Source organism: Streptomyces sp. NPDC002680, from assembly GCF_042889145.1.
GTDB classification, from domain to species: domain Bacteria; phylum Actinomycetota; class Actinomycetes; order Streptomycetales; family Streptomycetaceae; genus Streptomyces; species Streptomyces adonidis.
In genome coordinates, this window is the sequence record NZ_JBIAQP010000015.1 from 60,427 (window position 1) to 83,611 (window position 23,185).

A 23,185-nucleotide genomic window follows, 5' to 3' on the forward strand; every position below is an offset into this window, starting at 1 on the left:
CGGGAGGAGGCGGGAGAACCGGGATCAGCTCTCCGGGCGGTCCTCCGGCACCGGCTCCGTCGCGGGGACGGACTCGGTGGCTCCGGCCTTGGTGGTGATCGCCGGGGCCGAGCCGTTCGTCCCGTTCGTCAGCGACAGCTCCTTGGGGGAGAGCACCGGCGGGCGGGTGGACGGCGTACGGCGGGAGGAGCCGGTCCACGCGGGGCGGGCCGGGCGCTTCACGATGGGAGCGAAGACCTCGGCGATCTGCTCCTTGCTCAGCGTCTCCTTCTCCAGCAGCTGCAGCACCAGCGCGTCGAGCACGTCGCGGTTCTCGACCAGGATCTCCCAGGCCTCGTTGTGCGCGTTCTCGATGAGCTTCTTGACCTCTTCGTCGACGAGCGCGGCGACCTCTTCCGAGTAGTCGCGCGGGTGCGACATCTCCCGGCCCAGGAAGGGCTCGGTGTTGTCGCCGCCGAACTTGATCGCGCCGAGGCGCTCGGTCATGCCGTACTGCGTGACCATCGCGCGGGCCGTTGCCGTGGCCTTCTCGATGTCGTTCGCGGCACCCGTCGTCGGGTCGTGGAAGACCAGTTCCTCCGCCGCCCGGCCGCCCAGCATGTAGGCCAGCTGGTCGAGCATCTCGTTGCGAGTGGTGGAGTACTTGTCCTCGTCCGGGAGCACCATCGTGTAACCGAGGGCCCGGCCGCGGGACAGGATCGTGATCTTGTGGACCGGGTCGGAGTTCGGGGAGGCCGCCGCGACCAGGGCGTGGCCGCCCTCGTGGTACGCGGTGATCTTCTTTTCCTTGTCCGACATGATCCGGGTCCGCTTCTGCGGACCCGCCACGACACGGTCGATCGCCTCGTCCAGCGCGGCGTTGTCGATCAGCTTCCTGTCGCCTCGGGCGGTGAGCAGCGCGGCCTCGTTGAGGACGTTGCTCAGGTCCGCGCCGGTGAAGCCCGGCGTGCGACGGGCGACCGCCGACAGGTCGACGTCCGGAGCGACCGGCTTGCCCTTCTGGTGAACCTTGAGGATCTCCAGTCGGCCGATCATGTCCGGGCGGTCGACCGCGATCTGGCGGTCGAAGCGGCCGGGACGCAGCAGCGCCGGGTCGAGGATGTCGGGACGGTTGGTGGCTGCGATGAGAATCACACCACCCTTGACGTCGAAGCCGTCCATCTCGACGAGCAGCTGGTTGAGCGTCTGCTCGCGCTCGTCGTGACCACCGCCGAGGCCGGCGCCGCGATGGCGGCCGACCGCGTCGATCTCGTCGACGAAGACGATCGCCGGAGCGTTCGCCTTGGCCTGCTCGAAGAGGTCACGGACCCGGGAGGCACCGACACCGACGAACATCTCGACGAAGTCGGAACCCGAGATCGAGTAGAACGGAACGCCCGCCTCGCCCGCGACGGCACGCGCGAGCAGCGTCTTGCCCGTACCGGGAGGCCCGTAGAGGAGCACACCCTTGGGGATCTTGGCGCCGACGGCCTGGAACTTGGCCGGCTCCTGGAGGAACTCCTTGATCTCGTGCAGTTCCTCGACGGCCTCGTCCGAGCCCGCGACGTCCGCGAACGTCGTCTTCGGGGTGTCCTTGGTGATGAGCTTGGCCTTGGACTTCCCGAAGTTCATGACCCGGGAGCCGCCGCCCTGCATCTGGTTCATCAGGAACAGGAACACGACGACGATGAGGACGAAGGGGAGCAGCGACAGCAGAATGCCCACGAACGCGTTCTGCTTGGTCGGGGAGACCGTGTAGCCGTCCGGAATCTGCTTGTTCTGGAACTTGTCCTGGAGAGTGTTCGCCAGGTTGACGCCCTGGTCGCCGATGTAGCTCGCCTGAATCTTCGAGCTGCCCTCGACCTTTTGGCCGTCCTTGAGCTGGACCTTGATGACCTGCTCGTCACCGGTGGTGATCTTGGCCTGCTCGACCTTGTTGTCATTGATCGCCTGGACGACCTGGCCGGTGTCCACCGTCTTGTAGCCGCCGGACGAGCCGACGACCTGCATCAACACGACCACGGCAAGGACGGCCAGCACGATCCACATGACCGGCCCACGGAAGTATCGCTTCACGTCCATCCATACGGAGCGATGCCGCCCCGTCCCTCCTGCCATAGTGAGTTTGATAAAGACTGTTCTAAAGACTGCTCTTCGGACGGTACCCCAGCTTTGTTGCCCGAAGGCGCACGGGCGGGCTGGCAATCACGTCCACGCAAGCTCCAACGGCGCGGAACCCGCAGGGGTTCCCGGACGTCCGAGAGGACCGGCCCTTTGGCTCAGCCGCCGTAGACGTGAGGCGCGAGCGTACCGACGAACGGAAGGTTGCGGTACTTCTCCGCGTAGTCGAGGCCGTAGCCGATCACGAACTCGTTCGGGATGTCGAAGCCGACCCACTCCACGTCGATGGCGACCTTCGCGGCCTCCGGCTTGCGCAGCAGGGTGCAGATCTTCAGCGACTCGGGCTCGCGGGAGCCGAGATTGGAGATCAGCCAGGACAGGGTCAGCCCGGAGTCGATGATGTCCTCGACGATGAGGACGTGCTTGCCCTTGATGTCGGTGTCGAGGTCCTTGAGGATCCGCACCACACCGGAGGACTGGGTGCCCGCGCCGTACGACGACACGGCCATCCAGTCCATGGTGAGGGGGGTGGACAGCGCCCGGGCCAGGTCGGCCATGACCATCACCGCGCCCTTGAGGACACCGACGATCAGCAGGTCCTTGCCCGCGTACTCCGCGTCGATCTTCGCGGCCAGCTCAACCAGCTTCGCGTCGATCTCTTCCTTGGTGATGAGCACCGACTTGAGGTCGGCACCCATGTCTTTCGCGTCCACCCGCATCACTTTCGGTCGTCCCACCTGCTGCCCGGCCCCGCTCGGAAGGGGGTGGGATTCAGCCTTGCCGAATCACCAGTCTGCCACCCTGCCGCTGGGCGACGACCCGGCCGGGGAGATTGATGGCTCCCTGACCGCGCCAACCGGTGATCAGCCGGTCGACTTCCTCGATGTGGCGGGCGAACAGCGAACCGGCCGGAGCGCCCGCCTCGATGGCGGCGCTGCGCAGGATGCGGCGGCGTACGGCGGGCGGCAGGGCGTACAGCTTGGCGCACTCCAGGAGGCCCGCCGCGTCCCGTACGGAGGCCTCGGCCTGGCGGGCCCAGGTGTCGAGGGCGTCGGCGTCGTCGCGGGAGAGCTGGGCCGTACGGGCGAGGGCCTCGACGACGCCCTTGCCGAGGGCCTTCTCCAGGGCGGGCAGGCCCTCGTGGCGCAGCCGTGACCGGGTGTAGGCCGGGTCGGCGTTGTGCGGGTCGTCCCAGACCGGCAGGGACTGGACCATGCACGCCTTGCGGGCGGTCTGCCGGTCGAGCTGCAGGAAGGGACGGCGATAACGGCCGTCGGCCCCCGAGACCGCGGCCATTCCGGAGAGGGAGCGGATGCCGGAGCCGCGGGCGAGGCCGAGCAGGACGGTTTCGGCCTGATCGTCGCGGGTGTGGCCGAGGAGGACGGCGGTGGCGCCGTGGCGCTCGGCGGCACCGTCCAGGGCGGCGTACCGGGCGTCGCGGGCGGCGGCCTCGGGGCCGCCCTCACGGCCGACGGTGACGGCGATCGACTCGACCGGGGCGAGGCCCAGTTCGGTCAGGAGCAGAACGACCTCGTCGGCGCGGAGGTCGGAGCCGGGCTGCAGGCCGTGGTCGACGGTCACGCCCCCGGCGCGCAGGCCGAGTTTGGGCGCTTCGAACGCGAGAGCGGAGGCGAGCGCCATGGAGTCGGCGCCGCCGGAGCACGCCACGAGGACGAGCGGGGAGGACTCGCCAGGTGTAGTGAGGCCGGGGAGGAGCGCGGCGTGCTGAGCGTGCGGGGTGTGGTGCCCGCTGAGGATGTCGTGGAGGGCGCGGCGAACCGCCAGGCGTATCGCCGCGACCGCAGGATGGGGACCCATGTCCGGTTCCCTTCATGAAGTTTTCGGGGGGTGAGCCGATTCCGGTCACTCAGAGTGTGTAGATGGTGACAGAAACGGGCCGTTCCCCGAGCATTGCACGCCTACCCATGCCCCACGGTCCCTCGGACGGGTGATTGAAGGGGCGTTCACCTGCCGTCGGCCGGATTCGTTCACCACGTACCCCATGGGCTCACGATTCCGCCTTGCGGTGCACCCTCGCGACCCAGTCCGCCGGTTTGGCGATCTCCGCCTTCGTCGGGAGGGTGTTCGGGGAGGTCCAGACGCGGTTGAAACCGTCCATGCCGACCTGGTCGACGACCGCGCGGACGAAGCGTTCGCCGTCCCGGTACTGCTTGAGTTTGGCATCGAGACCGAGCAGCTTGCGCAGGGCGAGGTCCAGGCGGGAGGCGCCCTTGGCCCGTCGTTGCTGGAATTTCTCCCGGATCTCGGCCACGGAGGGCACCACCGCGGGGCCCACTCCGTCCATCACGAAGTCGGCGTGCCCCTCCAGGAGGGACATGACCGCGGTGAGCCGGCCGAGGATCTCCCGCTGGGCCGGGGTCTGCACCAGCTCGACCAGGGAACGTCCGCCATCGTCCTCCTCGCCCTCCGGCCGGCCGCCCGCGAGGGACTGGGCGGCCTCCCTGATGCGCTCCAGGAACGTCATGGGGTCGACGTCGGTCTCCCCCAAGAACGACTGGATTTCGCCCTCCAGGTGGTCGCGCAGCCAGGGCACGCCGGTGAACTGGGTGCGGTGCGTCTCCTCGTGCAGACACACCCAGAGCCGGAAGTCGTGGGGCTGTACGTCGAGTTCGCGCTCCACGTGCACGATGTTCGGCGCGACGAGGAGCAGCCGGCCGCCGCCATTGGCTCCCGCCGGCAGTTCGCGGGTGGCCGGGGCGAACGTCTCGTACTGGCCGAGCACCCGCGACGACAGGAACGACAGCAGCATCCCCAGTTCGACACCGGTGACCTTGCCGCCGACCGCGCCGAGCACGGCCCCGCCGGGTGAACTCCCGCGCCGTTCCTCCATCTTGCCGAGCAGCGGCCTGAGCACCTCACGGAACCCGGCGACGTTCGCCCGCACCCAGCCGGGGCGGTCGACGACGAGTACGGGGGTGTCGTGGACGGCGTCGGTCCCCATCCGGGTGAACCCCCGGACGTGCTCCTCGGACGCCTTCGCGTGCCGGCGCAGCTCAGCGACGATGGCCCGGGCCTCGTCACGGCTCACCTCCGGGCCCGGCCTCACCAGCCGGGTCGCGGTCGCCACCGCGAGATTCCAGTCGACCATCCCAGCAGATGCCGCACCACCGATGCTCGTCATGCGTCAACGGTACGGGAGCGGTCCCCTTGGGGGCAGGTTGCGAGGTCGGCAGAGGCCAGGCTTGTTGGGCCGGCACCCGGCGTTGCAGGCTGTGCCCACCCGTTCCGCCCTGCGGAACGCCTGCCCACAGCGGTGCCGATGCGCTGCGGCGCGGGCGGGCTGGGGCCAGGAGCCGCGCCCCAAAGGGGCGCGGGGAACTGCGCGACCAGCCCCCACCGGGCCCGCGGACGAAGGACCGCCCAGCCGGCGGAGCTACCCGCAGCCGCAGGCCGCCAGGGCTGTTGCCGTGCGGTCCAGGGCTGCCTGGGCCTCTGTCGGGCTGGTGGTGTTCGCTGCCAGGAAGGCGAAGGCGAGGAGGCGGCCGTCTCGGTCCACCACCGTGCCCGCCAGGGCGTTGACGCCCGTCAGGGTGCCTGTTTTGGCCCGTACGACACCTGCCGCGCCGTCCGTGTAGCGGGCGCTCAGTGTGCCCGTGAAGCCCGCCACCGGAAGGCCCGTGAGGGCCGCGCGGAGGTCGGGGCGGGACGGGTCGCCCGCCTTGGCCAGGAGGGCCGTGAGGAGGTCCGGGGTGAGGCGGTCGGCGCGGTTCAAGCCGCTGCCGTCCGCGAAGCGGGCGCCGGACATGGGCAGGCCCAGCTTCTTCAGTTGGGCGTGGATCGCCTTGGCGCCGCCCGCGAAGTCGGGGCGGACGTCCGTCGCGAGCGCCGTCTGGCGGGCCAGGGCCTCCGCCAAGTCGTTGTCGCTGTTGGTCAGCATGCGCTCGACCAGGGCCGAGAGCGGCGGTGACGAGACCTTCGCGAGGGTGCTCGCGCGGCCCGTGGCCTTGGACGGGCCGGGGGACGTCGTCTTGATGCCGTGCTTCGCCAGCAGTGCCGCGAACGTGCGGGTCGCGGCCGCCGCCGGGTCGGTGACGCGCGGCGCCGGTCCGCTGGCCGTGTCGTCCGTGCGGGCCTCGTCGGCCATCAGGGCGCTGACCGGGGCGAGGTTGTCGTTGACCCCGATCGGGTGGAGTTCCTTGCCCGCGTAGAGCGTGGTGTCGTACGACAGCGTCACCTGGCGTACGCCGCGCTTCTTCAGGGCGGCGGCCGTCGAGTCGGCCAGGGTGCGCAGGCTCGCCCAGCCCTCCGGGTCCGTACGGGCCGTCAGGGTGGGGTCGCCGCCGCCGACCAGGACGAGTTCGTTCGTGTCGGGCTCCAGGGCGGCCCGGGTGGTGAGGCGGTGGTCGGGGCCCAACGCGGAGAGCGCGGCGACGGCCGTGGCGATCTTCGTCGTGGAGGCGGGGACGAGCGCCTCGCCGGCGCCCAGGCCGTACAGGCGCTTCCCCGTGGCCACGTCGACGACGGCGGCCGTACGGCGGGTGCCGAGCGCCGGGTTCTCCAGGAGAGGGGCCAGGACAGCCGCGAGGGCCTTGCCTGCGGGGGCCGCCTTCAGGGTGCCGGTGGCGCTGCCGAGGCCCGCCAGCACGGAGGGGGCGCTCGGTGCGGGTGCGGGCGCCCCGGCCGACGTACCGGAGGTACCGGATGGATCGGACGTACCAGAATTACGACCGTGATCTGTGCCACCGGATCGCTCCTGTACGGCCGCCCAGTCCCGCTCCGCCGTACGCTGACCGGAGGAGTCCCAGGGGCCGGCGGCGGTCACCACGCCGGCGGTCAACGCCAGTCCGGCGGTGGCGGCGCCCGCGGTGTACTGCCAGGTCCGCGGCAGTGTCGTCAGCGTCCTGAGGTTCTTCGGCCTCGGGAGAGCGGCGAGCCTCGGTGCCACGGCCCGTGTGATTCGTGTGACCCGCGGTTTCACGGCGGCTGTGGCTCGTCCGGCCCGTTCGAGTTGCGGTCTGACCGTCGCCGTCGCTCGTTCGAGTTGCGGCTTCACGGCCGCTCTGGCCCGTCCGAGCTGCGGTTTCACCGTCGCCTTGGCCCGGGTGAGACGCGGTCGTACGGTTCGCGCCAGCCGCGCCACACGCGGCCTCGCGGCCCGCCAAGGCCTCAGCTCTGGCACGAACCCCAGCCCCTTTCGCGATCACACACCGGCGTGAGGGACACTTAACCACCAGAACTATGTGCTGATCATGGAGGAGCCACCGGTGGAGTTCGACGTCACGATCGAGATTCCGAAGGGTTCGCGGAACAAGTACGAGGTGGACCACGAGACCGGTCGGATCCGCCTGGACCGTCGCCTCTTCACCTCGACCAGTTACCCGGCCGACTACGGCTTCGTCGAGAACACCCTCGGCGAGGACGGCGACCCGCTGGACGCGCTGGTCATCCTGGACGAGCCGACCTTCCCCGGCTGCCTCATCCAGTGCCGTGCGATCGGCATGTTCCGGATGACGGACGAGGCCGGCGGCGACGACAAGCTGCTGTGCGTGCCCGCGCACGACCCGCGCGTGGAGCACCTGCGCGACATCCACCACGTCTCGGAGTTCGACCGGCTGGAGATCCAGCACTTCTTCGAGGTCTACAAGGACCTGGAGCCCGGCAAGTCCGTCGAGGGCGCCAACTGGGTGGGCCGCGCGGACGCCGAGGCCGAGATCGAGCGGTCGTACAAGCGACTGAAGGAGCAGGGCGGCCACTGAGCCCCTCCAGCCCCGTCACGTCGAACGGGCCGCACGCGTGCGCGTGCGGCCCGTTCGTGTGTCTGTGCGCATACTGAGGCGTACCAAAGGGGCGTGCGCAGGGAGCGATACGGAGTGACGGACGAGGACCGCAAGCCGCCGTCGGACGAGGCCAGGGGCATCTTCGCGGGCACCGGCGACGGGGAGTCGTCCACCACCTCCGAGTTCGCGCTTCCCGAGGGGCTGGCCCCGCCGAAGCCCGTCGCCGGTGAGTCCGAGACCACCTCCGAGTTCGCTCTGCCGGAGGGACTCGACGTTCCGCATCCGCCCGGGGGCGACAGCGAAGGGTCCGCCTTCAGCACCCCGCGTACCTACCGGGCGCCCGCGTTCACACCGCCCAGCGGTATCCCTGTGGTGAGTCTCACCAAGGACGTGCCCTGGCAGGACCGGATGCGCACGATGCTGCGGATGCCGGTGGCCGAGCGGCCCGCGCCCGAGCGGTTGCAGAAGGCCGCCGAGGAGGGCGGGCCCGCCGTCCCGCGCGTGCTCGACCTGACGCTGCGCATCGGCGAGCTGCTGCTCGCGGGCGGCGAGGGCGCCGAGGACGTGGAGGCGGCCATGTTCGCCGTCTGCCGGTCCTACGGCCTCGACCGCTGCGAGCCGAACGTCACCTTCACCCTGCTGTCGATCTCGTACCAGCCCTCGCTCGTCGACGACCCCGTGACGGCGTCACGGACGGTCCGGCGCCGGGGCACCGACTACACGCGCCTGGCGGCCGTCTACCGGCTCGTGGACGACCTGAGCGACCCGGAGACCGCCCCGTCGCTGGAAGAGGCCTACGGGCGCCTCGCGGAGATCCGGCGCAACCGGCACCCGTATCCCGGCTGGGGGCTCACCGTGGCCGCCGGGCTGCTCGCGGGCGCCGCCTCCGTGCTCGTCGGCGGCGACGTGGTCGTGTTCGTGGCGGCGGCGCTCGGCGCGATGCTGGGCGACCGGCTGGCGTGGCTGTGCGCGGGGCGGGGGTTGCCGGAGTTCTACCAGTTCACGGTGGCCGCGATGCCGCCGGCCGCGATGGGGGTCGCGCTGACGCTCGCGGACGTGGACGTGAAGGCGTCCGCGGTGATCACCGGCGGGCTGTTCGCGCTGCTGCCCGGGCGGGCGCTGGTGGCGGGGGTGCAGGACGGGCTGACCGGGTTCTACATCACCGCGTCCGCGCGCCTGCTGGAGGTCATGTACTTCTTCGTGGGGATCGTCGTCGGGGTGCTGCTGATCCTGTACTTCGGGGTCGAGCTCGGCGCCGAACTCAATCCGGACGCGGCCCTGGGGACCGCGGAGCCGCTGTTGCAGATCGGCGCCTCCATGCTGCTGTCGCTGACCTTCGCGGTCATGCTCCAGCAGGAACGATCCACCGTGCTCGTCGTGACGCTCAACGGGGGTGTGGCGTGGAGCGTGTACGGCGCGATGCAGGACACCGGGGGGTTCTCGCCGGTGGCCTCGACCGCCGTCGCGGCGGGGCTGGTGGGGTTGTTCGGGCAGTTGCTTTCGCGGTACCGGTACGCGTCGGCGCTGCCTTACACCACCGCGGCGATCGGGCCCCTGTTGCCAGGGTCGGCGACGTATTTCGGGCTGTTGTCGATCGCGCAGAACGACATGGACGCGGGGTTGGTGTCGTTGGCGAAAGCGGCGGCGCTGTCGATGGCCATCGCCATCGGGGTGAACCTCGGGTCGGAGATCTCGCGGTTGTTCCTGAGGTTGCCCAGCGGGTCCGCCGGGGGACGGCGGGCCGCCAAGCGAACCCGCGGGTTCTGATGCCGGGCGCCTGCTAGCTCGGGAGCTTCCGGCTTACGGCGGGTGCGGGTTCGTTGTGGTTGATCGCGCGGTTCCCCGCGCCCCTTTGGGGCGCGTCCCGGCTCGGGTCAGTTCTGGGGGTAGCCGTTGTTCTGGTTGCCGTACGGGGGGTATTGCTGCTGGTAGCCGTAGTCCTGGTTGTACGGGTACTGCTGGGCGTATTGCTGGGCGTAGCCCTGGTCGTCGTTCTGCTGCTGGGTCGGGGGGATGCGGCGGAGCTGGGTCGTCGCGTCGTCCATCGGGGCCTGGTACTGCTGCTGCGTCGGCGGAGCCGGGGGCTGCTGGGGCGGGTTCTTCTTGGCCTTGCTGCGGGCCCGGGCGAACTCGATGATGATCGGGACGACCGAGATGAAGACGATCAGCAGCAGGATCGGCTCGATGTTCTTCTTCACGAACTCGATGTCGCCGAGCACGGAGCCGAGCACGGTGACGCCCGCGCCCCACAGGACGCCGCCGATGACGTTGAAGGTGAGGAACGAGCGGTACTTCATGCCGCTGACGCCCGCGATGATCGGCGTGAACGTGCGCACGATGGGCACGAAGCGGGCCAGGACCAGGGACTTCGGGCCGTACTTCTCGAAGAACTCGTGGGCCTTGGTGACGTTCTCCTGCTTGAAGAGCCGGGAGTCCGGGCGGCTGAAGAGCGACGGTCCGACCTTCTTGCCGAACATGTAGCCCGCCTGGTCACCGAGGATCGCGGCGACGCAGATCAGGGCGACCGCCCCCCACAGGGGGAAGTCCAGCGTGCCCGAGGTGATCAGCAGGCCCGCCGTGAACAGCAGCGAGTCACCCGGCAGGAAGAAGCCGATGAGCAGACCGGACTCGGCGAACACGATCAGGAGCAGGCCCCAGATGCCGAACTGGTCCAGCAGATAGTCCGGGTCCAGCCAGCTCGGTCCGAGGGCAAGCGTCGTCACTGTTCCGGGCTCCTGAGGCTTGGCAGAGATGAGCAGAGGGATGAGCGGGGAATCGGGTGGGGCAAAGCTATCAACGCAACGAGTCCCCTCCAGGTTCCAACAGCTTCCATGCGGCACTCCGGGGTGCGCTGTGCGGAAACTGGGGCCACCCTGTGAGGTTATGGGCATCGAAGAGTACGGCGGCGGCCAGGGGCCGGAGTCAGACGTGCTGGTCGTGACGACGAACGACGTCCCCGGCCACCGGGTCGAGCGAGTCATCGGTGAGGTCTTCGGGCTGACCGTGCGGTCGCGGCATCTCGGCAGCCAGATCGGGGCCGGGCTGAAGTCGATGATCGGCGGCGAGCTGAAGGGGTTGACGAAGACTCTCGTCGAGAGCCGCAATCAAGCCATGGAACGGCTCATCGAGCAGGCACGCGCGCGTGGCGCCAACGGAGTGCTGGCCTTCCGCTTCGACGTGGCGGACGCGCAGGACCTGGGCTCGGAGGTGTGCGCGTACGGGACCGCGGTGGTCCTGGTCCGGGAGTAGTCCCCCAGCCCCCCGGGACCAGGACATCCTTACGAGGTGTGCCGGGCCGCGTTCGCCGTGATCGCCTGCCTGAGGTGTTCGGCCAGGCCCGGTCGCATGGAGTCGTAGAACTCCTTGAAGCGCTCGTCCGAGACGTATGTCTCGGCGAGGCCCTTGTGGATGTCGTACGTGCATTCGTAGAACCACTTGGTGATGTGCCGTCGGTGTTCCTCGGCCAGGGCCATGGCGGCCTCGCCGGTCGGAGGCTCACCGGCGGCCATCAGAGCGTCGTAGCGCTCGCCCCAGGAGGCCACCTCGGCCTGCATGCGCTTCCAGTCGTCCTTGGTGTAGGCGGCGGCCCGGCGCTGTGACTCCGCGTACGTCTCCGTGCCGCCCCAGCGGGCCTCGGCCTCCTCCGCGTGTGCCTCCGGGTCCTTGTCGCCGAAGACCTCGAACTTCTCCTCGGGGGTCAGGTTGATGCCCATTCTGCGTGCCTCCATGGCGTGCTCCACGGCCGCCGCCATCTTCTGGAGCCGTTCGATCCGGGCGGTCAGCAGCTCGTGCTGACGGCGCATCTGCGCGCGCGGGTCCGCCTTCGGGTCGTCCAGCAGGGCGGCGACCTCGTCGAGGGGGAAGCCGAGTTCCCGGTAGAACAGGATCTGCTGCAGCCGGTCGAGGTCGACGTCGCTGTAGCGCCGGTGGCCCGCGTGGCTGCGCTCGCTGGGCACGAGCAGGCCGATCTCGTCGTAGTGGTGCAGGGTGCGCACCGTGACGCCGGCGAAACCGGCGACCTGGCCGACCGAGTAGCTCATCTCCGCTCCCTTCTGGGTACGCCCTTCACGATGAATCCTTACGTGACGTGAGATGCAAGTCCGACGGCCCGGACCTACCGTCGTAGACATGCCACTGCACCCAGGGGACAGCGGAGCACCTGACCACAAGGGCGACGGGCGCAGGCTCGCCGTCAACCCGTTCTACGGGGAGGCCAATCCGGTCGGCGGGATGACCGAGGCCCCGCCCACGCACCGGCTGCCGGACGCGCCGTTGCCGCCGACGACGGCGTACCAGCTCGTGCACGACGAACTGATGCTCGACGGCAACTCGCGGCTCAACCTGGCCACCTTCGTCACCACCTGGATGGAGCCGCAGGCCGGCGTCCTGATGGGCGAGTGCCAGGACAAGAACATGATCGACAAGGACGAGTACCCGCGCACCGCCGAGCTGGAGCGGCGCTGTGTGGCGATGCTCGCCGATCTGTGGAACGCGCCCGATCCGGCCGCCGCGGTGGGCTGTTCGACCACCGGTTCGAGTGAGGCGTGCATGCTCGCCGGGATGGCGCTGAAGCGGCGGTGGGCGGCGCGCAACGCCGACCGGTATCCGGCCCGGGACGTCCGGCCGAACCTCGTCATGGGCGTCAATGTGCAGGTCTGCTGGGACAAGTTCTGCAACTTCTGGGAGGTGGAGCCGCGTCTGGTGCCCATGGAGGGCGACCGGTTCCACATCGACCCGCAGGCGGCGGCCGAGCTGTGCGACGAGAACACCATCGGGGTCGTCGGAATCCTCGGGTCGACCTTCGACGGGTCGTACGAGCCCATCGCGGGGCTGTGCGAGGCCCTGGACGCCCTCCAGGAGCGGACCGGGCTCGACATCCCCGTGCACGTCGACGGGGCCTCAGGGGCCATGGTGGCGCCCTTTCTCGACGAGGACCTGGTGTGGGACTTCCGGCTGCCGCGCGTGGCCTCGATCAACACCTCGGGGCACAAGTACGGGCTGGTCTACCCGGGCGTCGGCTGGGCGCTGTGGCGGGACAAGGAGGCGCTCCCCGAGGAGCTGGTCTTCCGCGTCAACTATCTGGGCGGCGACATGCCGACGTTCGCGCTCAACTTCTCGCGCCCCGGGGCCCAGGTGGTCGCGCAGTACTACACGTTCCTGCGGCTGGGCCGCGACGGCTACCGGGCGGTGCAGCAGTCCACGCGCGATGTGGCGTGCTCTCTCGCCAGGAGGATCGAGGAGCTGGGCGACTTCCGGATGCTCACCCGGGGCGACGAGCTGCCCGTGTTCGCCTTCACGACCGGGGCGGACGTGACCGCGTACGACGTCTTCGACGTCTCGCGGCGGCTGCGCGAACGGGGCTGGCTGGTGCCCGCGTACACCTTCCCGGAGAACCGGCAGGACCTCTCCGTACTGCGGGTCGTGTGCCGCAACGGGTTCTCCGCGGACCTCGCCGAGCTGTTCGTGGAGGACCTGGAACGGCTGCTGCCGGAACTGCGCCGGCAGCCGCATCCGTCCACCCGGGACAAGGACGCGGCCACCGGTTTCCATCACTGAGTGCGCGACCGCGCCCCGAAAGGGGCGCGGGGAACTGCGCGACCAGCCCCCACCGGCCCACGGTTTCCGCACCGTCCGGCGGAGCCCTCAGCTGCTCAGGCGGCCGAACCTCCGTACCGCCAGCGGGAAGAAGACCGCCAGCAGGGCCAGTGGCCAGGCGACGGCCGCCCAGAGGTGGCCCGGTTCGCCGCCCGGGTTGCCGAGCAGGTCGCGTACCGCGGTGGCCGTCTGGGACATCGGGTTCCATTGGACGGCCGTGCCCAGCCAGCCCGGCATGGACTCGGGGGTGGCGAAGGCGTTGGACAGGAAGCCGACCGGCCAGACCAGGATCTGGACCGCCTGCACCAGTTCCGGCTTCCCGGCGACCATGGCCAGCTGGATGCCGATCCACAACATGGCGAAGCGGAACAGCAGGAGCAGGCCCACGGCCCCCAGGAGGGCCGCCACGCCCCCGTGGGCGCGCCAGCCGATCGCGTACCCCACCGCGAGCATCACGGCGAGCCCCAGGGCCGACTGGAGCATGTCGGCGGCCGAACGGCCCACCAGGACCGCTCCGTTGGCCATGGGCATCGACCGGAAGCGGTCGATCACGCCCTTGTTGAGATCCTGGGTGACGGCGAGCATCGTGCCCTCCAGGCCGAAGGCCATGGTGAGCACGAGCATGCCGGGGACCAGGTAGTCGACGTAGTCCCCGCTCACCTCCCGGCCGCCGCCGACCAGGTAGCCGAACATCAGCAGCAGCATCACCGGGAAGACCAGCCCGACGAGCACCTGGACCGGCTGCCGCGCCCAATGGGCGAGTTCGCGGCGGGTCATGGTCCAGCAGTCGGTCAACGCGCGCGTGCCCGGCATCAGGGCCGGAGCACCGCTCATCTCGTACGTCGTCACGCGGCCTCCTTCGTCCGTTCGTCGCCGCCGGTGAGGTCCAGGAACACCTCGTCCAGTGTCGGGCGCCGCAGGGCGATGTCCTCGGCCTCGATCCCGGCCGCCTCAAGGGCCCGTACGACCCCGGAGAGCGCCGCCATGCGGTCGGTGACCGGGGCGCTCAGCAGCCGCCGGTCGGGGTCCACGGAGACGCCGTCGGCGGGTATGGGCAACAGGGCGACGGCCGCGCCCAGTTGGCCCGCGTCGCGCAGGACGACGTCGATGCGGTCGCCGCCCGTGCGGGCCTTCAGCTCGTCCGGTGTGCCGTCGGCGACGACCCGGCCCCGGTCGACGACCGAGACTCGGTCGGCGAGCTGGTCGGCCTCCTCCAGGTACTGGGTGGTGAGCAGGACCGTCGTACCGCCGCCGACGAGGGAGCGGACCGCGGTCCACACCTCCGTCCGGCCGCGCGGGTCGAGGCCGGTCGTCGGTTCGTCCAGGAAGAGCACCTCCGGGTCGGTGATGAGGGAGGCGGCGAGGTCGAGGCGGCGGCGCATTCCGCCGCTGTAGTGCCGGACCGCCTTGCGGCCGGTGTCCGCGAGCCCGAAGCGGGCGAGGAGTTCACCGGCCCGCACGCGCGCGTGGCGGGCGCCCAGGTGGTAGAGGCGGCCGAACATCTCCAGGTTCTGCCGGCCGCTCAGCTCCTCGTCGAGCGCCGCGTGCTGGCCGAGCAGGCCGATGCGGAAGCGGACCTGCCGGGCCTCGGTCAGCACGTCGTGGCCGGCCACCTCGACCCGGCCGCCGTCGGGTCGCAGCAGGGTGGACAGGATGCGGACCAGGGTCGTCTTGCCCGCGCCGTTCGGCCCGAGCACGCCGTGCACCGTGCCTCGGGCGACCAGGAGGTCGAGTCCGGACAGTGCCTGGGTGTCGCCGTACTTCTTGTGTGCGCCTTCGACGGTGATCGCCGCGTCGGCCACGGAGTCCTCCTTGCTGGACGAAGCCAGCTCGCTAGTCAAACTTGATTACCTTTCGAAGGTAACCCGCCCGGAGCAATTGGTCAAACTTGATTAGCTGGCGTCCCCGGGGTGCTTCTCCCCCGTCGCGTACGGGTTCGCCTCGCCCTCGGCCAGGACTCCGACGAACGGCTCGCCCTCCCCCGCGAACGTGTACGCCCCGCCCTCGATCCGGGCGATCAGGCCCAGCGTCCACTCGGCCTCGGCGTCGGCCGTGTGGATCCAGAGGTTCATGATCTCGCCGATGTGGCCCAGCTGTTCGGGGCCGTCCTCGGGGACGTAGTGCTCGGTGACCGAGGCCCGCCACTCGCCGATGCGCCGGGTTCGTTCCTTGAGGAGGGTGACCGCCTCGGCGCGGGGCAGGTCGACGATGAAGCCGATGGCCGCCGACTTGACGTCCATCTTCTGGTCGTACGAGGTCAGGGCCTCGCGCAGCAGGCGCAGGAATTCGTCGGTGCCCCAGTCGGTGATCTCGTACTCCGTGCGGGGCGGGCCGCCGGCCGTGGAGGGCGCGATCTCGTGCGCGTGCAGCAGGCCCTGCTTGGCCATCTGCTTGAGCGCGTGGTAGATCGAGCCGGGCTTGGCGTTGGACCACTCGTGCGCGCCCCAGTACTCCAGGTCGTTGCGCACCTGGTAGCCGTGGGCCCGCCCGTGCTGACGGACCGCGCCGAGCACGAGGAGACGGATCGCTGACATGGGGCCAGCGTAGGACCCTTGACGTCAGCCCCAGCTCGTGCCCTGCTCCTTGGCCACCAGCTCGAAGGCGGTGGCGCCGTCGAGGGACTCGCGGACGATGTCGGCGTGGCCGGCGTGCCGGGCGGTCTCGCGGATCAGGTGCAGCGCCAGCCAGCGCATCGAGACGCGGCCCTCCGGCGGGAACCACGGGTCCGGCGGCAGCGAGAAGGTGTCGTCGAGGCTCGGTACGGACCGCAGGAACGCCTCGGTCTCGGCGGCGGTCTTCTCCCACTGCGCGAGCTGTGACGCGACCGTCTCCCCCTCGACGAGCACGAAACACTCGTGCCAGTTCGACTGGTCCCGCTTGACGGCCGGCGCCTCGCCCTTGGCCCGCGCGATCCAGCCCTGCTCGACCTCGGCGACATGCTTGAGGAGCCCGGAGAGGGACAGCTCGCTGGCGCTCGGACGCGAGGCCGCCTGCTCCTCGGTCAGCCCCAGTAGCGCCCGCCGGATACCGCCGCGCTGCTCCTCGATGAACGCGAGCAGGGCTCCGCGCTCGTCGCCGGGCGCCTCGGTGGGGACGTGAGTGACCATGGTCGGCCGCCTTTCATCGGGTCGTACAGGCGTTGCTGCCTGACACCGATGACGCTACGAGGGCTTTAGGACAGGTGCCGTCCTAAAGCCCTCGGGTCGCCCAAGACGTTCTGGAACGGCTAGAAGGGGAAGCCGCTCCGCCCGTGCTGTACCGAGATCCACTTCTGGGTCGTGAACGCCGACACCGTCGCCTCGCCGTTCAGGCGGCCGATGCCCGAGGACTTCTCGCCGCCGAAGGCGACCAGGGGCTCGTCGTGGACCGTGCCGTCGTTGACGTGGAACATGCCCGTGTCGATCTGCTTGGCGAAGGCGATGCCGCGTTCCACGTCGCCCGTGTGGACGGCGCCGCTGAGGCCGTACGGCGTGTTGTTGACCAGGCGGACCGCCTCCTCCTCGCCGTCGAAGGGGACGAGGAGGGCCACCGGGCCGAAGATCTCCTGCTGGAGGAGGGGCGAGTCGGCGGGGAGGTCGGTCAGGACCGAGGGCTCGACGAGGTTGTCCTTCGTCGTGCCGTGCAGCAGCGCAGTCGCGCCGTCCTCCAGTGCCCGTCGCACCACGCCCGAGAGCGCCTCCGCCTGGGACGAGTTGATCACCGGGCCGATGACCGTGGAGGGGTCGCTCGGGTCGCCCACCTTCAGGGACCTGACCTTGGTCACGAACTTCTCGGTGAACTCGTCGGCGATCGAGCGGTCCACCAGGACCCGGTTGGCGGCCATGCAGACCTGGCCCTGATGGACGTACCGGCTGAAGACCGCCGCGTCGACCGCGTAGTCGATGTCCGCGTCGTCCAGGACCACCAGGGCGCTGTTGCCGCCGAGTTCGAGGACCACGTTCTTGAAGTGGGGGGCGCAGACCGCCGCGACGTGGCGGCCGATCTTGTCCGAACCGGTGAAGGAGATGACCTTCGGGACCGGGTGCTCTATGAACGCGTCGCCTATCTCGGCTATGTCCGTGATCACGACGTTCAGCAGGCCGGGCGGCAGGCCCGCGTCCTCGAAGATCTTCGCGACCAGGGAACCGCCGACCACCGGGGTGTCCTGGTGCGGCTTGAGGACGACGCCGTTGCCGAGCGCGAGCGCCGGGGCGACCGACTTCAGGGAGAGCAGGAAGGGGAAGTTGAAGGGGCTGATCACGCCCACCACACCCACCGGGACGCGGTAGACGCGGTTCTCCTTGCCGTCGACCGGCGAGGGGATGATCTCTCCCTCGGGGGTCAGCGCCAGGCGGATCGACTCGCGCAGGAACTCCTTGGCGAGGTGCAGCTCGAAGCCGGCCTTGAGGTGGGTGCCGCCGAGTTCGGCGATGATCGCCGCGGCGATCTCCTGCTCCCGGTCCTCGATGATGCGCAGGGCTCTCTCGAAGACCGCGCGGCGGGCGTACGGGTTGGTCGTGGCCCAATCCTTCTGGGCCGCGGCGGCGGCGCGGTACGCCTCGTCGACCTCGTCCACCGTGGCGATCGTGATCGAGGCGAGCTTCTCGCCGTCGTACGGGTTGAAGTCGATGATGTCCCAGGAGCCGGTGCCCGGGCGCCACTCACCGCCGATGTACTGCTGCGCGAGGTCGGTGAAGTAGTACGCAGGTGCTGGCATGTGATCCCTCAATCCCTCAATACCGTAAAGCCCTTATCACGGTCTGATCGCACGTCATCGTACGTGCGTTCCAAGGGAGTTGGGGGATCATCCGGCACGCCGGTTACGACAGTTGCAACAGGCCCCTCAGCAGGTCCCTGCTCTCGGCCGGCCCGGGGCTGTCCTGCTGCAGCTCCTTCATCGCCTTCTCGTACTGGGTGACGTCCTCCGCCTTGTCCAGGTACAGGGCGCTGGTGAGCTGCTCCAGGAAGATCACGTCGGACAGGTCCGACTCCGGGAAGCTCAGGATGGTGAACGCGCCGCTCTCGCCCGCGTGCCCGCCGAAGCCGAACGGCATGATCTGCAGCCGTACGTTGGGCCGCTCGGAGACCTCGATCAGATGCTGGAGCTGGCCTCGCATCACCTCGCGGTCGCCGTACGGACGGCGCAGGGCCGCCTCGTCCAGGACGACGTGGAACTCCGCGCCGCCGTCGGAGAGGAGGTTCTTCTGCCGCTCCAGGCGCAGCGCGACCCGGCGCTCGATGTCATCGGGGCTCGCGCCCTTCATGCCGCGTCCGACGACCGCGTGCGCGTAGGCCTCGGTCTGCAACAGGCCGTGCACGAACTGGACTTCGTAGGCGCGGATCAGCGAGGCCGCGCCCTCCAGGCCCACATAGGTGGGGAACCAGCTCGGCAGGACGTCCGAGTAACTGTGCCACCAGCCGGCGACGTTGGCCTCCCTGGCGAGGGAGAGGAGCGCGTTGCGCTCGGCCTCGTCGCTCACGCCGTACAGCGTCAGCAGGTCCTCGACGTCCCGTGTCTTGAAGCTCACCCGTCCCAGCTCCATACGACTGATCTTCGATTCGGAGGCGCGGATCGAGTAACCCGCCGCCTCCCGCGTGATCCCCCGTGCCTCACGCAGTCGCCTCAGGTGTGATCCGAGCAGCATGCGCCGCACCACCGATCCCGGCTCTCCCGCGCTCACGTTCGACAACCTCCCCAACCTCTCCAGGGGCCGCAGTCTGCCACTAAAACACTCCGAGCAGTACTCGTCCGGTTACTCAAATGGGAAGACGTCAGAGCGTACGCACAGGATGGGGCAAGGGGAAGACCGGCCAGAGGTGAAAAGTTGGCGGAAAAAATGACCAAGAAGCGGTACGGGAGGGTCCAATTGGGGCGCGTGCACGTGCATCTGCCCTTGCATCCGCCGTACGCATCGGAAACCATGGTCTCGCGCCACCGCTGCAACGCAATGACTGCTTCGCAACGACCGCGATCTCCCGGGAGTGCCTCGCATGGGGACGAATGGATCAACCATGCTCGAGCCGTTAAGGCAGGGCCTTCCGCCACTGGATCCCGCCACCGTGTCCAACGCGGCGTCGTGCGCGCTGCCCGCCCGCTACGAAGCCGTGCGCGAGGCACGGCAGTTCAGTCGCAGAACACTCGCCCAGTGGGACATCGGCGACCGCTTCGACGACGTCTGTCTGGTCGTCTCCGAGCTGGTCACCAACGCCCTGCGGCACGCGGTGCCCAAGGACACCCAGCTCTCGCCGGCCCAGGAGCCGCCCGTACGGCTGCATCTGATGCGCTGGACCGAGCGGCTGGTGTGCGCGGTGCGCGATCCGAGCCGGGAGAGTCCGGTGACGTACGACGCCGAGGAGTTCTCGGAGGACTTCTCGGCCGAGTCGGGGCGCGGGCTGTTCCTGGTCGACTCGTTCAGCGACAGCTGGGGCTGGCACCCGCTCTCCGGCACGCTCGGCGGAAAGGTCGTCTGGGCGCTGTTCCGGCTGCATTCCGCGGAGTGAGGCGGGGCGTTTTTTCGGGTCCCGGTTCTACGCGCGTCACCGTGAGTTGATCAGCGGTTACGCCCCGCTTCGGCCGGCTTCGGTGCCGGGCCGGACGCGGGGCGGTCAGCTCGCGATCAGGTGGTCGAACTCGCCGTCCTTGATGCCGAGGAGCATCGCCTCGATCTCGGCGCGCGTGTAGACGAGCGCCGGACCGTCGGGGAAGCGGGAGTTGCGTACCGCCACCTCGCCGCCGGGCAGCCGGGCGAACTCGACGCAGGAACCCTGCGAGTTGCTGTGCCGGCTCTTCTGCCAGGCGACGCCGTCCAGCCCGGCGGCGGCCATGCCGTTGTACACGGCGGACTCATCGGCTACGCCAACGTCGTACACGTCGTGGTCCACAGGTCGCTCCCTGGTGGTGCACTGGCTGGTGAGGCCATTGATGCAGTGGTCAACTGACCCGGATCATAACTCTGTTCACGTGCAGACGCATGGACGTATGCACGGGCGTATGCATGCGCATGCGCACGGTCAGATGCACGTGCACGCGGGGTGTTCGCGCCGCTACCCACCTTGACGCACGCGCGCCCCTACGCGTTCCACTCAGGGGCCCGCGCACGCCCGTACCCCCACCTCCTGGGACAAATGGAGGCGGGGGTACGAGGCTGAAGGGACGCGTGGGGCTAGCGGGACACGTACGGCAGCAGCGCCATCTCCCGGGCGTTCTTGATCGCGCGGGCGAGCAGCCGCTGCTGCTGGGCCGAGACGCGGGTGACCCGGCGGCTGCGGATCTTGCCCCGGTCGGAGATGAACTTCCGCAGCAGATCCGTGTCCTTGTAGTCGATGTACGTGATCTTGGCGGCGTCCAGCGGGTTGGGGCGGGCCTTGACGGGCTTGCGTTCGATCTTGCGGGCCATGGCGGGGTCAGACCTCCAGGAGGGTGTCGAAGGCGGGCGGCAGACGCTTCCAGGCGGCCCGGCCACCGGCGTACTCGGCATCGGTGAGCAGGCAGGACTCCAGCAGCTCGGCGAGTCCGTCGCGGTCGAGGCCCGGGGACGTGAACACCAGGTGCTGGCAGCAGTCGCCGTGCTCGGGGTGCCAGTCGAGGGCGGCGGCGGCCCGGCGCACCGGCGGGACCATGTCCCAGGCGGCGTCCGGGAGCGAGGCGAGCCAGGGGCCCGCGCTCTCCACGCACAGCGCACCGCCCGCCGCGTCCCAGTGGAGCAGCGTGTCCGGGTGGTCGGCGAGCCAGAACCGGCCCCGGCTGCGCGCGGCGGCACAGGTCAGGTCCTCCAGCGCCTCGTACAGCCGCTCCGGGTGGAAGGGGCGGCGCCGGTGCCAGACGAAGGTGGACACGCCGTGCGCGTCGGCCTCGGCGGGCAGCAGGGCGCACGCCGGGTGCTGGGCAGCGGCGGCGGCCTCGACGTCGAATCCGGCGAGGGCGGCGGAGGCGAGAGGGGAGAGTGGGGCGAGGGGCGAGAGTGGCGCGCCGCCTGCACGGGATTCTGCTTCTGCTTCTGCGGGTGTGGGCGCAGCTGCGGGGCCTGCCAGGTCCCCTGGGTGGCCGCCCGTTACGGGGACCTGGCGGGCTGTCGGGTGGAGCTGGGCGAGCAGCTCGCGGTCCTCGTCGTCGGCATCCGGGGAGTCGACGAGGGCGAGGACGGTGGCGTACTCCAGCTGGCGGGCGAAGGTGTCCGCGACGGTGCGCTGGTCGGTGGCCGCGGCGGCGAGGCCGCGTTCAGCCAGGTCGTCGCCGTTGCCGAGGTACGGCAGCAGCAGTGCCGGGTCGACGGCGGTGATGACGCCGGTGACCGTGAGGCCGCCGGCCGTCACCACCTCGGCCATCGCCTTGGGCTCGACGGAGTCCCACAGTTCGACGATCGCCAGCCGGGTCAGCCCGGCGTCCGCGAGCCGCCGCAGCTCCGGGACGAGGTCCTCGCGCAGGGCACAGCACGCACAGTCGTTGACCAGCGGCGCCTCTCCCGCGGAGAGGATGCCGCTCGCGTCGCTGACGGTCCGGACGACCGTGCCGGCGACGGCCGTGGCGAGGTCGTGGTGGAGTACGACGCTGCCGGGGACGTCGACGAGCAGCCGGGCCACGGCCGCCTTGCGGGCGTCGGCGTGGAGTCCGCCGACGATCGCCACGGAGAGTTCGTGAGCCGGTCCGGAAGGCTCGTGCTCATGCTTGTGCGCCTGCACGTGTGGTCCCTCAGCCCTTCTTGCCGTACCGGCGCTCGAAGCGCTCCACGCGGCCGGCCGTGTCCAGGACGCGGGCCGTGCCGGTGTAGAAGGGGTGGCTGATGTTCGAGATCTCGACGTCGACGACGGGGTAGGTGTTGCCGTCCTCCCAGTCGACCGTCTTCTCGCTGGTCATCGTGGACTGGGTGAGGAAGGCGTGGTTCGCGGCCCGGTCGCGGAAGACGACGGGTCCGTACGCCGGGTGGATTCCCTTACGCATGGCGCTGATCAGCGCTCCTCTCGGAAGTCGACGTGGCGGCCGGCGACCGGGTCGTACTTGCGCAGGGTCATACGGTCCGGGTCGTTGCGGCGGTTCTTGCGGGTGACGTAGGTGAAGCCGGTCCCGGCCGTGGACCGGAGCTTGATGACCGGCCGGAGTTCGTTGCGAGCCATGCTGATATCTTACTGAAAACGACTTCCATTTGCACAACCTGATCGAGAGAGGTGCGTCACCTTGTCCGCCCACTGCATGCTGACCGGCGCCCAGCCGGGCTTCGGCAACAACATCAGCCACTCGCACCGGCGTACGTCGCGCCGTTTCAACCCCAACATCCAGTCGAAGCGGTACTGGCTGCCGAGCGAGGGGAGGCATGTGCGGCTCCGGCTGAGCACGAAGGGGATCAAGACCGTGGACACGATCGGGGTCGAGGCGGCGGTGGCCCGGATCCGGGCGCGTGGGGTCAGGGTCTGAGGGGTCGGAAGGGCAGAAGGGGTAAGGGAGTAGCGGCATGGCGAAGAAGAGCAAGATCGCGAAGAACGGGAAGCGGCAGGAGATCGTCGCGCGGTACGCGGAGCGGCGGGCCGAGCTGAAGGAGATCATCAGGCGGCCGTCGTCGACGGAGGCGGAGCGCGTGGCCGCGCGGCGGGAGCTGGAACGGCAGCCACGGGATGCGAGTGCGACGCGCGTGCGGAACCGGGACCAGGTGGACGGGCGGCCCCGCGGGTACTTCCGGGCGTTCGGGTTGTCCCGGGTGAGCCTGCGTTCACAGGCGCATGCGGGGTTCCTCCCAGGGGTTCGCAAATCGTCCTGGTAGCTTGCTGCGGTCGTGTCGTGC

At 69.8% G+C, this 23,185-nt stretch carries 25 protein-coding genes; 7 read left to right on the forward strand and 18 right to left on the reverse strand.

The window, feature by feature from the left end; genetic code table 11:
- Positions 1–24: 24 nt before the first annotated feature.
- The 5 genes from ftsH to dacB form a co-directional block, all read right to left on the reverse strand.
- Positions 25–2,061, reverse strand: a complete 2,037-nt coding sequence (gene ftsH / locus ACFYXF_RS34240) for an ATP-dependent zinc metalloprotease FtsH (RefSeq protein WP_389355984.1) — start codon at positions 2,059–2,061, stop codon at positions 25–27.
- A 197-nt stretch (positions 2,062–2,258) separates the two neighbouring features.
- Positions 2,259–2,819 (reverse strand): hypoxanthine phosphoribosyltransferase, encoded by a 561-nt coding sequence (gene hpt, locus ACFYXF_RS34245; RefSeq protein ID WP_044471976.1) that lies wholly within the window; start codon positions 2,817–2,819, stop codon positions 2,259–2,261.
- 52 nt (positions 2,820–2,871) lie between these two features.
- Positions 2,872–3,918 carry a tRNA lysidine(34) synthetase TilS gene (tilS, locus tag ACFYXF_RS34250; RefSeq protein WP_389355604.1) on the reverse strand — a complete coding sequence of 349 codons (1,047 nt, stop codon included), beginning with the start codon at positions 3,916–3,918 and terminating at the stop codon, positions 2,872–2,874.
- 190 nt (positions 3,919–4,108) lie between these two features.
- Positions 4,109–5,242, reverse strand: coding sequence for a zinc-dependent metalloprotease (locus tag ACFYXF_RS34255; protein WP_235475905.1), 1,134 nt, complete (start codon positions 5,240–5,242; stop codon positions 4,109–4,111).
- Positions 5,243–5,494: 252 nt separating this feature from the next.
- Positions 5,495–7,006, reverse strand: coding sequence for a D-alanyl-D-alanine carboxypeptidase/D-alanyl-D-alanine-endopeptidase (gene dacB, locus ACFYXF_RS34260; protein ID WP_389355607.1), 1,512 nt, complete (start codon positions 7,004–7,006; stop codon positions 5,495–5,497).
- 319 nt (positions 7,007–7,325) lie between these two features.
- On the opposite strand from dacB, the gene ACFYXF_RS34265 reads away from it, so the two are divergent.
- Positions 7,326–7,817, forward strand: coding sequence for an inorganic diphosphatase (locus tag ACFYXF_RS34265; protein WP_053746895.1), 492 nt, complete (start codon positions 7,326–7,328; stop codon positions 7,815–7,817).
- Between the two features lie 114 nt (positions 7,818–7,931).
- Positions 7,932–9,605, forward strand: coding sequence for a threonine/serine exporter ThrE family protein (locus ACFYXF_RS34270; RefSeq protein ID WP_389355987.1), 1,674 nt, complete (start codon positions 7,932–7,934; stop codon positions 9,603–9,605).
- 107 nt (positions 9,606–9,712) lie between these two features.
- Here ACFYXF_RS34270 and ACFYXF_RS34275 read toward each other — a convergent pair whose 3' ends face one another.
- Positions 9,713–10,561 (reverse strand): DedA family protein, encoded by an 849-nt coding sequence (locus tag ACFYXF_RS34275; protein ID WP_389355609.1) that lies wholly within the window; start codon positions 10,559–10,561, stop codon positions 9,713–9,715.
- Positions 10,562–10,721: 160 nt separating this feature from the next.
- On the opposite strand from ACFYXF_RS34275, the gene ACFYXF_RS34280 reads away from it, so the two are divergent.
- Entirely contained in the window at positions 10,722–11,087 is a 366-nt protein-coding gene (locus tag ACFYXF_RS34280) for a YbjQ family protein (RefSeq protein ID WP_389355611.1), read from the forward strand.
- Positions 11,088–11,116: 29 nt separating this feature from the next.
- Here the strand turns inward: ACFYXF_RS34280 and ACFYXF_RS34285 are convergent, their stop codons facing one another.
- Entirely contained in the window at positions 11,117–11,878 is a 762-nt protein-coding gene (locus ACFYXF_RS34285; RefSeq protein ID WP_389355613.1) for a MerR family transcriptional regulator, read from the reverse strand.
- Positions 11,879–11,966: 88 nt separating this feature from the next.
- On the opposite strand from ACFYXF_RS34285, the gene ACFYXF_RS34290 reads away from it, so the two are divergent.
- On the forward strand, positions 11,967–13,394 hold the full coding sequence (locus tag ACFYXF_RS34290; RefSeq protein ID WP_389355615.1) for a glutamate decarboxylase: 1,428 nt from the start codon (positions 11,967–11,969) through the stop codon (positions 13,392–13,394).
- A gap of 87 nt (positions 13,395–13,481) precedes the next feature.
- Here ACFYXF_RS34290 and ACFYXF_RS34295 read toward each other — a convergent pair whose 3' ends face one another.
- From ACFYXF_RS34295 to ACFYXF_RS34320, 6 genes are all read right to left on the reverse strand, one after another.
- Positions 13,482–14,246 carry an ABC transporter permease gene (locus tag ACFYXF_RS34295; RefSeq protein ID WP_389355989.1) on the reverse strand — a complete coding sequence of 255 codons (765 nt, stop codon included), beginning with the start codon at positions 14,244–14,246 and terminating at the stop codon, positions 13,482–13,484.
- Positions 14,247–14,278: 32 nt separating this feature from the next.
- Positions 14,279–15,235, reverse strand: coding sequence for an ATP-binding cassette domain-containing protein (locus ACFYXF_RS34300; RefSeq protein ID WP_389355991.1), 957 nt, complete (start codon positions 15,233–15,235; stop codon positions 14,279–14,281).
- A gap of 90 nt (positions 15,236–15,325) precedes the next feature.
- On the reverse strand, positions 15,326–15,967 hold the full coding sequence (locus ACFYXF_RS34305) for a PadR family transcriptional regulator (protein WP_389355617.1): 642 nt from the start codon (positions 15,965–15,967) through the stop codon (positions 15,326–15,328).
- 24 nt (positions 15,968–15,991) lie between these two features.
- Positions 15,992–16,540 carry a DinB family protein gene (locus ACFYXF_RS34310; protein WP_389355619.1) on the reverse strand — a complete coding sequence of 183 codons (549 nt, stop codon included), beginning with the start codon at positions 16,538–16,540 and terminating at the stop codon, positions 15,992–15,994.
- A gap of 119 nt (positions 16,541–16,659) precedes the next feature.
- A complete protein-coding gene (locus ACFYXF_RS34315; protein WP_389355621.1) occupies positions 16,660–18,129 on the reverse strand; it encodes an aldehyde dehydrogenase family protein in 1,470 nt (489 codons plus the stop codon).
- Positions 18,130–18,232: 103 nt separating this feature from the next.
- Positions 18,233–19,057 carry a helix-turn-helix domain-containing protein gene (locus tag ACFYXF_RS34320; RefSeq protein WP_369034109.1) on the reverse strand — a complete coding sequence of 275 codons (825 nt, stop codon included), beginning with the start codon at positions 19,055–19,057 and terminating at the stop codon, positions 18,233–18,235.
- A gap of 346 nt (positions 19,058–19,403) precedes the next feature.
- Here ACFYXF_RS34320 and ACFYXF_RS34325 point away from each other — a divergent pair, with 346 nt between their 5' ends.
- Positions 19,404–19,913: an ATP-binding protein gene (locus ACFYXF_RS34325; protein ID WP_389355622.1), complete on the forward strand. Its 510-nt coding sequence runs from the start codon at positions 19,404–19,406 to the stop codon at positions 19,911–19,913.
- A gap of 105 nt (positions 19,914–20,018) precedes the next feature.
- On the opposite strand, the gene ACFYXF_RS34330 is transcribed toward ACFYXF_RS34325, so the two are convergent.
- The 5 genes from ACFYXF_RS34330 to rpmG all read right to left on the reverse strand — a co-directional run bounded on the left by ACFYXF_RS34330 (position 20,019) and on the right by rpmG (position 22,523).
- Complete coding sequence (locus tag ACFYXF_RS34330) at positions 20,019–20,294, reverse strand: DUF397 domain-containing protein (RefSeq protein ID WP_389355623.1); 276 nt, start codon at positions 20,292–20,294, stop codon at positions 20,019–20,021.
- Between the two features lie 281 nt (positions 20,295–20,575).
- Positions 20,576–20,809, reverse strand: coding sequence for a 30S ribosomal protein S18 (rpsR, locus tag ACFYXF_RS34335; RefSeq protein WP_389355624.1), 234 nt, complete (start codon positions 20,807–20,809; stop codon positions 20,576–20,578).
- A gap of 7 nt (positions 20,810–20,816) precedes the next feature.
- Complete coding sequence (locus ACFYXF_RS34340; RefSeq protein ID WP_389355626.1) at positions 20,817–22,091, reverse strand: CobW family GTP-binding protein; 1,275 nt, start codon at positions 22,089–22,091, stop codon at positions 20,817–20,819.
- A gap of 10 nt (positions 22,092–22,101) precedes the next feature.
- On the reverse strand, positions 22,102–22,350 hold the full coding sequence (locus ACFYXF_RS34345) for a type B 50S ribosomal protein L31 (RefSeq protein WP_105970889.1): 249 nt from the start codon (positions 22,348–22,350) through the stop codon (positions 22,102–22,104).
- A gap of 8 nt (positions 22,351–22,358) precedes the next feature.
- A complete protein-coding gene (rpmG, locus tag ACFYXF_RS34350; protein ID WP_015658813.1) occupies positions 22,359–22,523 on the reverse strand; it encodes a 50S ribosomal protein L33 in 165 nt (54 codons plus the stop codon).
- A gap of 61 nt (positions 22,524–22,584) precedes the next feature.
- Here rpmG and rpmB point away from each other — a divergent pair, with 61 nt between their 5' ends.
- Entirely contained in the window at positions 22,585–22,821 is a 237-nt protein-coding gene (rpmB, locus tag ACFYXF_RS34355; protein WP_319291850.1) for a 50S ribosomal protein L28, read from the forward strand.
- A gap of 37 nt (positions 22,822–22,858) precedes the next feature.
- Entirely contained in the window at positions 22,859–23,164 is a 306-nt protein-coding gene (gene rpsN / locus ACFYXF_RS34360; protein WP_389355628.1) for a 30S ribosomal protein S14, read from the forward strand.
- The last annotated feature ends 21 nt before the right edge of the window (positions 23,165–23,185 follow it).

Coding starts and splice junctions, on each gene's coding strand:
- ftsH (WP_389355984.1), bottom strand. CDS start 2,061: ATGGACGTGAAGCGATACTTCCGTGGGCCGGTCATGTGGATCGTGCTG.
- hpt (WP_044471976.1), bottom strand. CDS start 2,819: ATGCGGGTGGACGCGAAAGACATGGGTGCCGACCTCAAGTCGGTGCTC.
- tilS (WP_389355604.1), bottom strand. CDS start 3,918: ATGGGTCCCCATCCTGCGGTCGCGGCGATACGCCTGGCGGTTCGCCGC.
- ACFYXF_RS34255 (WP_235475905.1), bottom strand. CDS start 5,242: ATGACGAGCATCGGTGGTGCGGCATCTGCTGGGATGGTCGACTGGAAT.
- ACFYXF_RS34280 (WP_389355611.1), top strand. CDS start 10,722: ATGGGCATCGAAGAGTACGGCGGCGGCCAGGGGCCGGAGTCAGACGTG.
- ACFYXF_RS34285 (WP_389355613.1), bottom strand. CDS start 11,878: ATGAGCTACTCGGTCGGCCAGGTCGCCGGTTTCGCCGGCGTCACGGTG.
- ACFYXF_RS34290 (WP_389355615.1), top strand. CDS start 11,967: ATGCCACTGCACCCAGGGGACAGCGGAGCACCTGACCACAAGGGCGAC.
- ACFYXF_RS34295 (WP_389355989.1), bottom strand. CDS start 14,246: ATGCCGGGCACGCGCGCGTTGACCGACTGCTGGACCATGACCCGCCGC.
- ACFYXF_RS34305 (WP_389355617.1), bottom strand. CDS start 15,967: ATGTCAGCGATCCGTCTCCTCGTGCTCGGCGCGGTCCGTCAGCACGGG.
- ACFYXF_RS34310 (WP_389355619.1), bottom strand. CDS start 16,540: ATGGTCACTCACGTCCCCACCGAGGCGCCCGGCGACGAGCGCGGAGCC.
- ACFYXF_RS34315 (WP_389355621.1), bottom strand. CDS start 18,129: ATGCCAGCACCTGCGTACTACTTCACCGACCTCGCGCAGCAGTACATC.
- ACFYXF_RS34320 (WP_369034109.1), bottom strand. CDS start 19,057: ATGCTGCTCGGATCACACCTGAGGCGACTGCGTGAGGCACGGGGGATC.
- ACFYXF_RS34325 (WP_389355622.1), top strand. CDS start 19,404: ATGGGGACGAATGGATCAACCATGCTCGAGCCGTTAAGGCAGGGCCTT.
- rpsR (WP_389355624.1), bottom strand. CDS start 20,809: ATGGCCCGCAAGATCGAACGCAAGCCCGTCAAGGCCCGCCCCAACCCG.
- ACFYXF_RS34345 (WP_105970889.1), bottom strand. CDS start 22,350: ATGCGTAAGGGAATCCACCCGGCGTACGGACCCGTCGTCTTCCGCGAC.
- rpmG (WP_015658813.1), bottom strand. CDS start 22,523: ATGGCTCGCAACGAACTCCGGCCGGTCATCAAGCTCCGGTCCACGGCC.
- rpsN (WP_389355628.1), top strand. CDS start 22,859: ATGGCGAAGAAGAGCAAGATCGCGAAGAACGGGAAGCGGCAGGAGATC.